This is a genomic window from Mammaliicoccus sp. I-M35, from assembly GCF_022386455.1.
In the GTDB taxonomy this organism is placed as follows: Bacteria; Bacillota; Bacilli; order Staphylococcales; family Staphylococcaceae; genus Mammaliicoccus; species Mammaliicoccus sciuri_A.
In genome coordinates this window covers 137,671-148,483 of record NZ_JAJNIL010000009.1, presented here as the reverse complement: position 1 = coordinate 148,483, position 10,813 = coordinate 137,671, and the positions used below count along the sequence as shown (strand labels likewise).

At 33.7% G+C, this 10,813-nt stretch carries 9 protein-coding genes; 3 read left to right on the top strand and 6 right to left on the bottom strand.

Features of this window, described 5'->3' with window-relative positions:
• Positions 1 to 2,920, bottom strand: a 2,920-nt coding sequence (locus tag LQ679_RS11320; protein ID WP_239762912.1) for a MucBP domain-containing protein, incomplete at its 3' end; no start/stop codon positions are given.
• Between the two features lie 327 nt (positions 2,921 to 3,247).
• Between LQ679_RS11320 and LQ679_RS11315 the strand changes: the two genes are divergently transcribed.
• The 3 genes from LQ679_RS11315 to LQ679_RS11305 all read left to right on the top strand — a co-directional run bounded on the left by LQ679_RS11315 (position 3,248) and on the right by LQ679_RS11305 (position 6,474).
• On the top strand, positions 3,248 to 3,991 hold the full coding sequence (locus LQ679_RS11315) for an amidohydrolase family protein (protein WP_037590256.1): 744 nt from the start codon (positions 3,248 to 3,250) through the stop codon (positions 3,989 to 3,991).
• 578 nt (positions 3,992 to 4,569) lie between these two features.
• The gene (locus tag LQ679_RS11310) at positions 4,570 to 5,721 is read left to right on the top strand and encodes an ArgE/DapE family deacylase (protein ID WP_239762910.1); all 1,152 of its coding nucleotides are present in this window, start codon (positions 4,570 to 4,572) and stop codon (positions 5,719 to 5,721) included.
• A 24-nt stretch (positions 5,722 to 5,745) separates the two neighbouring features.
• Positions 5,746 to 6,474: an NAD-dependent protein deacylase gene (locus LQ679_RS11305; protein WP_239762907.1), complete on the top strand. Its 729-nt coding sequence runs from the start codon at positions 5,746 to 5,748 to the stop codon at positions 6,472 to 6,474.
• 320 nt (positions 6,475 to 6,794) lie between these two features.
• Here LQ679_RS11305 and LQ679_RS11300 read toward each other — a convergent pair whose 3' ends face one another.
• From LQ679_RS11300 to LQ679_RS11280, 5 genes are read right to left on the bottom strand one after another with little or no spacing between them, the layout of a single operon-like run.
• A complete protein-coding gene (locus LQ679_RS11300) occupies positions 6,795 to 7,829 on the bottom strand; it encodes a galactitol-1-phosphate 5-dehydrogenase (protein WP_239762904.1) in 1,035 nt (344 codons plus the stop codon).
• Complete coding sequence (locus tag LQ679_RS11295; protein ID WP_239762901.1) at positions 7,829 to 9,184, bottom strand: PTS galactitol transporter subunit IIC; 1,356 nt, start codon at positions 9,182 to 9,184, stop codon at positions 7,829 to 7,831. The genes LQ679_RS11300 and LQ679_RS11295 overlap by 1 nt, the downstream gene beginning before the upstream one ends.
• A 23-nt stretch (positions 9,185 to 9,207) precedes the next feature.
• A complete protein-coding gene (gene gatB, locus LQ679_RS11290) occupies positions 9,208 to 9,483 on the bottom strand; it encodes a PTS galactitol transporter subunit IIB (protein WP_232173984.1) in 276 nt (91 codons plus the stop codon).
• A 12-nt stretch (positions 9,484 to 9,495) separates the two neighbouring features.
• Complete coding sequence (locus tag LQ679_RS11285) at positions 9,496 to 9,966, bottom strand: PTS sugar transporter subunit IIA (RefSeq protein ID WP_232173985.1); 471 nt, start codon at positions 9,964 to 9,966, stop codon at positions 9,496 to 9,498.
• Positions 9,959 to 10,744 (bottom strand): DeoR/GlpR family DNA-binding transcription regulator, encoded by a 786-nt coding sequence (locus LQ679_RS11280; RefSeq protein WP_232173986.1) that lies wholly within the window; start codon positions 10,742 to 10,744, stop codon positions 9,959 to 9,961. The genes LQ679_RS11285 and LQ679_RS11280 overlap by 8 nt, the downstream gene beginning before the upstream one ends.
• Positions 10,745 to 10,813: the final 69 nt, after the last annotated feature.

Genomic DNA, 10,813 nt, shown 5'->3' with positions numbered 1-10,813 from the left:
GACCGTCTGCTTTTTGATACACGTACGTCACTGTTTGATTATCTCTTGAATATTCTCCCGTTGGGTTGCCTTCTGTTTCTAGATAATTGTACTCATTGATTTGCTCTGGATGTGTTGAACTATAATCTTCTCCTACTTTGCCATTCAATACTGTATCTGGTTGTACTGAGTTGCCATTCTCATCTACATATCTCACCGTTACATGACCGTCTGCTTTTTTATACACATATGTCACTGTTTGATTATCTCTTAAATATTCTCCCGTTGGATTACCTTCTGTTCCTAAATAATTGTATTCATTGATTTGTTCTGGATGCGTTGAAGTGTAGTCTTCTCCTACTTTGCCATTCAATACTGTGTCTGGTTGTACTGGGTTTCCATTCTCATCCACATATCTCACTGTTACATGACCGTCTGCTTTTTTATACACGTACGTCACTGTTTGATTGTCTCTCGAATATTTACCCTCTGGGTTACCTTCTGTTTCTAGATAATTGTATTCATTAATCTGAGTTGGATGTGTCGAACTATAATCTTCTCCCACTTTGCCATTCAAAGTTGTTGGATCTTGAATTTTGTTTCCATTCTCATCCACATATCTTACTGTTACATGACCGTCTGCTTTTTGATACACATACGTCACTGTTTGATTGTCTCTTAAATATTCACCATCTGGGTTGCCTTCTGTTCTTAAATAATCATATCCTTCTATTTCGCTTGGATGTGTCGAACTATAGTCTTCTCCTACTTTGCCATTCAATACTGTATCTGGTTGTACCGAATTACCATTCTCATCTACATATCTTACCGTTACATGACCGTCTGCTTTTTGATACACGTACGTCACTGTTTGATTGTCTCTCGAATATTTACCCTCTGGGGTACCTTCTGTTTCTAGATAATTGTATTCATTGATTTGCTCTGGATGTGTTGAACTATAATCTTCTCCCACTTTGCCATTTAAAGTTGTTGGTTCTTGAATTTTGTTTCCATTCTCATCTACATATCTCACTGTTACATGACCGTCTGCTTTTTGATACACGTACGTCACTGTTTGATTATCTCTTGAATATTCTCCCGTTGGGTTGCCTTCTGTTCTTAAATAATCATATCCTTCTATTTCGCTTGGATGTGTCGAACTATAGTCTTCTCCTACTTTGCCTTTTAAAGTTGTTGGTTCTTGAATTTTGTTTCCATTCTCATCTACATACTTAGAAATAACTTGTCCGTTTGCTTTAACAAAGTAATATACAATATTTTGACCACTTGTTGTAAACGTTACTGTATCTGTTTGTCTATCAAATTGAGTTTCATACGATGCTGTCACATTTACAAAATCATACCCCTGATTATATAAAGCATTCTTTTTATTATCTATTGTTGCTTTCCCTTTAATATCACCTTCATACTCAATCGCAGGTGCTATTTCTTTTCCTGTATCTTTATCTACATATTTCACATTAGCAACACCTCTTGCTACATATGTAAATTCGGTAATTTGGAATTCTTGTCTGTTTGTGTATGCACCTGTAGACCCTGATAAAGCTAGCGTATAACTTTGATTAGGATCGATATATTCAGTCATATCTTTAATGAAATCGTAAGACTTATTTTGAGTATCTGTATACGTAATTTTCATTATTTTTGTTTTACCGTCATATTCGACTAATATATCAGTAAATTTATTTTGAATTGGTCCACCAACAAATTGCATTGTATCTTCATCTGTAACTGCCATGTTGCTTTTATCTGTAGATACGAATGCCCCCATTGTTTTTGTACGATTTTTACCAAATTCTTCAGGGTCTGGTACAAATGTAGCTTCTCCCGATCCGTTATACCAAGTATCTAACTTAAATCCAAATGCTTTAGGCAGTCCGCCGATACCAAGTCCTCCACCATATGAACCTATATCGTTAATCGAATTTGGATGGAATACAATACCGATTCCATCAGCACCTTTATTAGCTGCATTCTTATTCCCTAAATTTACTTTCCCTTTTAATTTAAAGCTTTGGGACATATCAATTTTACTATTTAAAGAAAAACTACCTTTTTTACTTGGTTCATCTGTAGTTAGAGTTACTATGCCAGTATTTTTATCGTACTTTGCATCCCCGTTTAACTTGAAATAATCTGTGAAATTATCTTTTGTTACTGTTGATGTGTTAGATTTATCTGCGTTTGTAGCAGCTACATTAGCTACTTTCATACTTTGCGTATTCGCTTTAACACTTGCGACCTTTTTAGTAGTCTTCGTTTCTGTCACTTCAGGTTGAGTTGTATTGCTTACTTGAGTGTTTGTTTCTGACTTTTCCGGTTTTGTTGTTTCAGAAACTTCTTGTTCTTTACTTACTGGTGTTTCTGATTGCTTTTGTTTAGGTTCTTGTACTTCTTGTTTATTACTTACTTGAGATGAATTTTGTTCTTCTGTTCCCTGTTTTGTATCTGTAATTGTTTCTTTTGTTTCAGTTCCCTTTGGTTCTGACACTTCTGTTTCTTCATTAAGCGTTTCTTTTGGTTCTTGTTCTTTTGGTGCTTCTTGTTTTTCATTAACATCTGTCGTTTCTATTTCTTTAGTAGCAGCCGTTTCAACTTGCTGTGATTCTTCTGTTTCTTGCGACTCTTCTGCTACCGGTTCTTGAACTTCAGATTCTTGCACTTCTGGTACTTCTTTTGTTTCTACTTGCTCTGTATCTTGTATCGTCTGTTCATTTCCCTGTTTTGTTCCCGTTACTTCTTCTTGTTTACTTTCTTGTTGCTCTGTACCCTTAATTGTCGTTTGGCTTTCGTTCGTAAGTTTAGCTGCTTCTACTTCTCCATTACTAGAGATTAAAAATATCGCCCCGATTGCAACTGAACCAATACCTACTTTGAACTTTCTAATAGAAAATTTAAGATCCCGTTTTATTTTTCTCATCTTTCTTTTTCCCTTCACTATTTATAAATATTCTGTTGTTAATTATGTTTCACTCAAGTTTACATATTATACTATTTATACCTAACTAATGGTAGTTATTTTTGAAAAAATTTTAAAATATTTTTTAAAATGTTATCATTACTAGTTTTGTCAAACTTATTTTATAAACGTTTTTATTTACAAATTAACTTCTTTAATGATTTTATATTTTAAAAACAACAATTGTGATGTTTTTCTATAACGTTTCCAAATAACCTATCATAATGAATTGATATTATTTAACTTGTTTCTCGTATAGTATAGTGATTTTAAAAGGGGGAATTTTTGATGAAGATTTTTGATGCACATTTTCATATTATTGATTTTAATTATGAAGTAAAAGAGAATAACGGCTATATGCCACCGAGTTATCTAACTGAGGATTATCAAGAAGAAACACAAAATATGAATATTGCTGGTGGTGCAATTGTATCCGGTTCTTTTCAAGGGTTTGATCAACAATATTTACTTAAAGCACTAAGTGACTTAGGTCCTAAATTCTGTGGAGTGACCCAATTGCCTTATAGTGTTTCAGATGAAGAAATTGTTTCTTTGAATGACAAAGGCGTTCGTGCTTTAAGATTTAATGTTAAACGTGGTGGATCAGAGGACTTAGCACATTTAAGTGATTTCGCGAAACGTGTACATGACTTAGTAGGATGGCACAGTGAATTGTATATTGATTCAAAAAATTTACCAGACATTGAAGAAACGATATTATCTTTACCAGCCGTATCCATTGATCACCTCGGTCTGTCTAAGGAAGGTCTTCCAAACCTTTTAAGATTAGTCGACAAAGGCGTTCATGTAAAAGCAACAGGTTTCAGTAGAGTTGATTTAAATGTACAAGATACATTGAAAGAAATTTATCATGCTAATCCAGATGCACTAATGTTTGGTACAGATTTACCATCAACACGTGCACCTAAACGCTTTACTTCTGAAGATATCCAACTCGTTCAAGATACATTTGACGAAGCCGCAGCTCATAAAATATTTTATCAAAATGCTAAAGAATGGTATCGAAAGTAAGATGATGCTGATAGTAATGTAATAATTCAGTTTGTCTAGAAGTTTATATTTGGGAAAGATGTGAGTTTGTTCAGCCTTTAACTCACATCTTTTATAATCTCTTGGCTTTACTCACACATTAAGCCATGACTTTACTCATCTCTTGGCTTTATTCATAACTTAAGCCAAGACTTGAGCCATCTCTTGGCTTTACTCACACATTAAGCCACGACTTCAGCCATCTCTTGGCTTTACTCTGCACTTAAGCCACGACTTCGGCTATCTCTTGGCTTTACTCACACATTAAGCCACGACTTCGGCTATCTCTTGGCTTTACTCACACATTAAGCCACGACTTCAGCCATCTCTTGGCTTTATTCAGTACTTAAGCCACGACTTCAGCCATCTCTTGGCTTTATTCAGTACTTAAGCCATGACTTCAGCTTTCTCTTGGCTTTACTCACACATTAAGCCACGACTTTCATCAAATCCTTCACTCACATATCTCCATCTCCTCAATGTGTTTAATTTCAAAGTATAAGATTTCAGCTATATAATAGTAATTGAGATAAAAACTATATAGAAATGGAGTTTTGGTTATGAGTATATTTACTGATCAAGAGAAAGTAGACATTTTAGGAGATATAGTAAGTATTCGATCTGTTAATGATAATGAAATTGAAGTATGTGAGTACTTACAGAAATTATTAGCAGACCATAACATCGAATCCGAAATCATTAAAATTAGTGAAACGCGTGCAAATTTAGTTGCTGAAATTGGTGAAAATGGTCCTATTCTAGGTATTTCTGGACATATGGATGTCGTTTCTGCTGGTGATGAAAGTAAATGGACATATGATCCGTTTAAACTAACTGAAGTAGATGGTAATTTATTTGGTCGTGGCTCTGCTGATATGAAGTCTGGATTAGCTGCGCTTGTTATCAGCATGATAGACATACATGATCAAGGTTTATTAAAGCATGGTAGAATCCGTCTACTTGCAACGGCTGGTGAAGAAATTGCTGGTGAAGGTGCAAAAGCATTTCACGACAAAGGATATATGGATGATGTAGAAGCACTCGTTATTGCTGAACCTTCCCAAGATAGAATTATTTATGCACATAAAGGCTCAATGGATATTCGCATCACTTCTCGAGGAAAAGCATCACACAGCTCAATGCCACATCTTGGATTTAATGCCATTTCACCGCTTGTAAAATTTATTTATAAAGCAGATGAAGGCTTTACGAAATTCAATCAAACCAATAAACTACTTGGCGAACCAATTATGAATGCGACTATTTTCAATGGTGGTAACCAAGTTAACTCAATTCCTGAACATGCAGAGTCGGAATTCAATATACGTACGATTCCCGAACATGATAATGATCAATTCATTTCATATTTCAATGAAATTTTAAAACAAATAGAAACAGATAAAACAGATATTGAAATTGATACGTATATGTCTAGACCACCTGTTTACACAACTGGTCAAAATTCATTGATCGAGTTAGCTGTAAAAATGGGAGAAAAACATTTAAACACAACACTTCCAACTGAAGCATCGCCAGGTGTTACCGACGCATCTGATTTATTAGTTTCTAAAGATGAGAACTTCTCATTTATAATGTACGGTCCTGGTACAGTAGACCAAGCGCATCAAGTAGATGAACATGTATCTAAAGATGCCTATCTTAAATTTATTGATTTATATACAGAATTCTTCCCTAAATACTTAGAAAAGTAATTCATTATAACCGGAGTGATAAACGTGAATACACAAATTCAACAACTTAAAAACATCATTGATTCATCTCAAAATATTACATTTTTTACGGGAGCAGGTATTTCGGTTGCTAGTGGTATACTTGACTTCCGCTCACTCGGTGGATTATATGATCAAATCTCAGAAAACGGCTATTCCCCTGAATATTTATTAAGCACTGATTATTTACAAAGTGACCCAGAAGGATTTATGGACTTTTGTTTTCAATATTTACTCTTCACCGATAAACAACCGAATATCGTACATCAATGGATAGCCCAACTCGAAAAAGACCATCGTTCACTCGGTGTCATCACACAGAATATAGATGGACTTCATAGCAATGCCGGCAGTCTAAAAACAGACGAATTGCACGGCACTTTAAATCGATTTTATTGTACGAAATGCCATCAAACATATACTAAATCTTATGTTATTGATAACCACTTACACCATTGCGAATCATGTGATCATACCATTAGACCAGACATCGTATTATACGGTGAAATGCTAGATCAAGACACAATATTCAAAGCATTAAACAAAATAAGAGAAGCAGACACACTCGTAGTACTCGGTTCATCCCTACTCGTACAACCCGCAGCAGGACTGATCTCAAACTTCGAAGGACAAAATCTCGTCATTATAAACAAAGACGAAACACCTTATGATGCTACAGCAAACATCGTTATACACGATGACATGGTAGCTGTTGTACAGGAGTTGTTGGGGTAAGTGAAACATATAATATGACATCTAAGTGTCACCTTTTATTCTTGATAACAAAATACACCCATGGTATTATTTAAGTATTAAAAAACACTCAGCAACTTTGGAAGGTCGGCTGAGTGTAAAAATTAAGGCGTATAGTCTATGCTATATTTCATTAGTCGTTTATGGTCGAGCATAAACGGCTATTTTTTATTGATTTTTCGAGAAATCAATAAACTATATTATTACGTAAGTCATTATTCTTAACATCAAAACATACTACTTACCTCACCATTTCCTTGGAAATAAATCTTACGCATTGATGTTTTTATTACCTATATTACTTATTTTATTTCATATAAGTACTTAATTGAAGGTAACTCTTTATCAATCATTCTATCAAATGGTTTACTTTTATCTTCTAAAGTAAAGACTTCACTAATTAAAGGTTTTACATCTATTTTACCTTGCGATAAGTAATTTAAACCAGCTGTCCATTCATAACCTGGAAATGGAGCTGAGTATGACATCCAAGATCCTGTAACAATAATTTCTTTCCTAAGTATTTGTTCAAACAGTTTTGGATCAAAGTTCACATTTTTTGTTGCTGTTCCAATAAATACAACTTTACCTAAATGCTTAACAAACTCTATACTTTGTAATTGTGTTTGGCTTGCTCCTGCTGTTTCGAATACTATTTCAGGGTTATCATGCTCTCGGAAATACTCTGATAAATCTATTTCTAGTGGGTTAATAACTGTATCAGCACCAAGTTTTTGTGCTTTAATGAGTTTTTCAGAGTTAAGATCCACTACTGTTACATTTCCTACTCCCAATGCTTTAACAGAAAGCAAAGTCATCATTCCAATAGTACCTGCTCCAAATATCAATACATTACTACCTGCATGCATGTTAATTCTTTCAACACCGTGTAATGCTACAGTAAGTGGCTCTATTAAAGCCGCTTCTTTTAATGTCACTTTATCTGGAACCTTTATTACATTCTCTGCATTTACAGCTACATACTCTGCCATTGCACCATCTTGTCTTGACCCAATAAAACTATAATGTGTACAATGTGCAAATTCTCCTCTTTCACAGTACTCACATTTACCACATGGAACAATAGGTGCAGCGGTAACACGATCATCAATATTAAAATTCTTAACACCTGTACCGACTTTCTCAATTGTTCCTGAAAATTCATGCCCTAACGTAATTGGGAAAAAGTGAACCTTTCCTTTGAAGTATCTGTCTAAATCTGAACCGCAAACACCACAATATGCTACTTTAATTAATACTTGGTTCTCATTAATTTCAGGAATATTTTTCTCTATTATTTCAAATTTCTCTTCATCAACTAGTGATAATGATTTCATTAATGTTCACCTTCCATTTCATGATCTGGATAGATTTTTCCTTTTTTAAATTTAAAGTAAGTAAATATGACAGAAAGTACATATAACAAGCCTATTATAAGTAATGGCAATGCGTTTTCTAAGGATACAAGTTCACGTAGTATAAATGTAATTGGACTACCGCCTTGATCAAGTGATATAACTTGTCCTTTGTCTCCAAGAGAACCAACATCTTTTGCTAATTTTGTATGAATATCAATTGTCATATTCGCAATCCAAATTGTGATAGCCATAATAAATATACCTGAAATTAAAGTTCTAAATAAATTACCTTTATGGACACCAACAGCCATTGAAATAAAGAAACCTATCGTTGCCAAATCACCAAATGGTAATACTTCATTTCCTGGTAATAAAACAGCTATTACTAAAGTTAAAGGAACAAATAATAAACTTGCTGCTACTACTTGAGAATTACCAAGTAGCAACGCTGGATCTAAACCAATATAGAAATCTTTGCCTTGAAATCTCTTATCTAGAATTTCACGAGCTGCGTCAGCGATTGGCATTAAACCTTCCATAATAAATTTCACAACTGTTGGCATAAGTACCATAACAGCAGACATTTGAATCGCAAGTTGTAATACTTCTTGTGAAGAATACCCTGCTAACACACCTATAACAACACCTAGAAATGCACCAATAATAACTGGTTCACCGATTACGCCAAATTTTTCTTCTATCTTATTTGAATTAAAATTAATTTTTCTTACTTTAGGAATACGATCAATAATCGAATCTATCACAACAGCAAATGGAGCTGACCATGCGCCACTTCCATGAGGTATTGCAATACCTTCTAAACCAAAATGATTTTTAGTAACTGGCGCAAACCAATCACCAAGTTTATATACAAATGCAGAATGAATAACTACTCCAACAATACCAATCCAGAAACTACCTGTTGCTGTGTACAATATAGCTCCGGTAAAAGTCATATGCCAAATATTCCAAATATCTACATTAACAACTCTAGTCATTTTTGTTGCTAACATAATCACATTTACTAAAATGGCAACTGGTATTGCTACTGTTCCTATTACAGAAGACCAAGCCATTGGAGAAGCTCCTGGCCAACCTACATCTACAACTGATAATCCTAAATTAAACCTTTCTGCCATTTCTTGAGCAGCTGGTCCTAGATTATCTGTTAACAAACTAATAACTAAGTTAACACCTACAAATCCTACACCTACAGTAATACCTGAACGTAGAGACTTCCCTATGCCTTGTCTCAAAATTAAACCAATAATGAATATGACAAGGGGCAACATTACTGTTGGACCAAGATCAAGAATATATTCAATTACTGCCATATTTTAACACCCCCAAGTTCTATTTATTTTAGTGCGTCAATAATTTGTTCATTTGTTTTATCAATACCTACACCAGATATAAATGCAATACCGTGTATAACTGGTACTCCATAATCCCTATCTACTTTTGCTGTTGTAACAATTAAGTCTACATTTTGAGCTTTTGATGATAATTCACTCACTCTACATTGTTGTACATCAGCTTGAATATTCTCTTTCTTTAATAAATCTTTAATTTTATTTGCTGCTACCGTCGAAGTTGCTACTGCTCCACCACATGCTACTAATACTTTTTTCATAATAAATTCCTCCTATAAAATTTGATTTAAATTTCCTTCAGCTAATTTGTATAATTCTTCTTTCGATTGTGCATTTATTAATGATTCAACAAATTTTTCATCTTGTATTTTTTCAATAATATTTTGCAAAGCTGAGATATGATTCTTTCCATCTTTAAAACTCAAAAGTATAACCAATTTAACATCAATAGTGTCCTCACTTGAGCCGCCCATTAGATTGAATTTAACTGGTTCTTCTAAAGTCATAACAGCAACTTTATTATCATTCACATAGCTTGAATCCGTATGTGGTATAGCAACACCTATAGGTTCAACAGGGACACCAGTTGCAAACTCAATTTCTCTATTTTTTAAACCTTCAACGTAATTTGATTTTGCAATTCCTACCTCTATAGCTTTATTACCTAGTACTTCTAAAATATCTTCATAATTACTAGCTTTATAATTGAAAAATATCAGTTCTTTTTCTACGACATTATTCATAGTCTTTATCACCTTTCAAATGAGTAACAATTACATTCTTAACTTCTTTCTCAAGGTCTTCTACTATATGAGAAGGTGTCTTATCATCGGTAACGATATAATCGAAATCACTCACATTAGCAATTTTATTCATCGAAGTCGTATGGAATTTTGAATAATCCACTAATAAAATTTTGCGTTTACAATGTGAAATCATTTCCTTAGAAACTTTAGATTCTCCCATATGAAAATTACTCAGACCTCTTTGAACATCAAAACCACTTCCACTATAAATTCCATAATCAACATATAAATTCGAAATTATTTCTTGGGTAATTGGTCCATATAATGATTTTTCATTCTTTCTAACAATTCCACCTAATAAAATAACGTCAAAATCTGTATAATCAACTAATTCTGAAGCCAATGGTATTGATGCCGTAATAATTGTAAGGTTCTTTTTATTCATTATTTCATTTACAAAATAAGAAGTTGTCGTGCCATAATCAACATATAATGTATCCCCATTTTCAATTATCTTGGCAGCTTCTTTAGCAATTATTCTTTTTTCATCATCATTCTCAGTTTTTCTATTAAAATAATCAGTTTCATTGTTTGCTTTACTCAAAATCGCGCCACCATGTACTTTTTCAATTAAACCTTCTTCTTCTAGATCATATAAATCTTTTCTAATTGTTTCCCTTGTCACCTCGAAGTAGTTTGCCAGTTTAGTTATTTTTACCGTCCTAGTTTCACGTAACATTTTTAATATTTCATTTTGCCTTTCGTGTCTAGCCATAAACTACACCTCCTTGTAATCGCTTGCATTCATAATAAATCATATCTTTTTAAATTGCAACTATTTTTT

Bases quoted from the DNA above. Each gene is read 5' to 3' on its own strand.
- LQ679_RS11315 (WP_037590256.1), top strand. From the start codon at position 3,248: ATGAAGATTTTTGATGCACATTTTCATATTATTGATTTTAATTATGAA.
- LQ679_RS11310 (WP_239762910.1), top strand. From the start codon at position 4,570: ATGAGTATATTTACTGATCAAGAGAAAGTAGACATTTTAGGAGATATA.
- LQ679_RS11300 (WP_239762904.1), bottom strand. From the start codon at position 7,829: ATGAAATCATTATCACTAGTTGATGAAGAGAAATTTGAAATAATAGAG.
- LQ679_RS11295 (WP_239762901.1), bottom strand. From the start codon at position 9,184: ATGGCAGTAATTGAATATATTCTTGATCTTGGTCCAACAGTAATGTTG.
- gatB (WP_232173984.1), bottom strand. From the start codon at position 9,483: ATGAAAAAAGTATTAGTAGCATGTGGTGGAGCAGTAGCAACTTCGACG.
- LQ679_RS11285 (WP_232173985.1), bottom strand. From the start codon at position 9,966: ATGAATAATGTCGTAGAAAAAGAACTGATATTTTTCAATTATAAAGCT.
- LQ679_RS11280 (WP_232173986.1), bottom strand. From the start codon at position 10,744: ATGGCTAGACACGAAAGGCAAAATGAAATATTAAAAATGTTACGTGAA.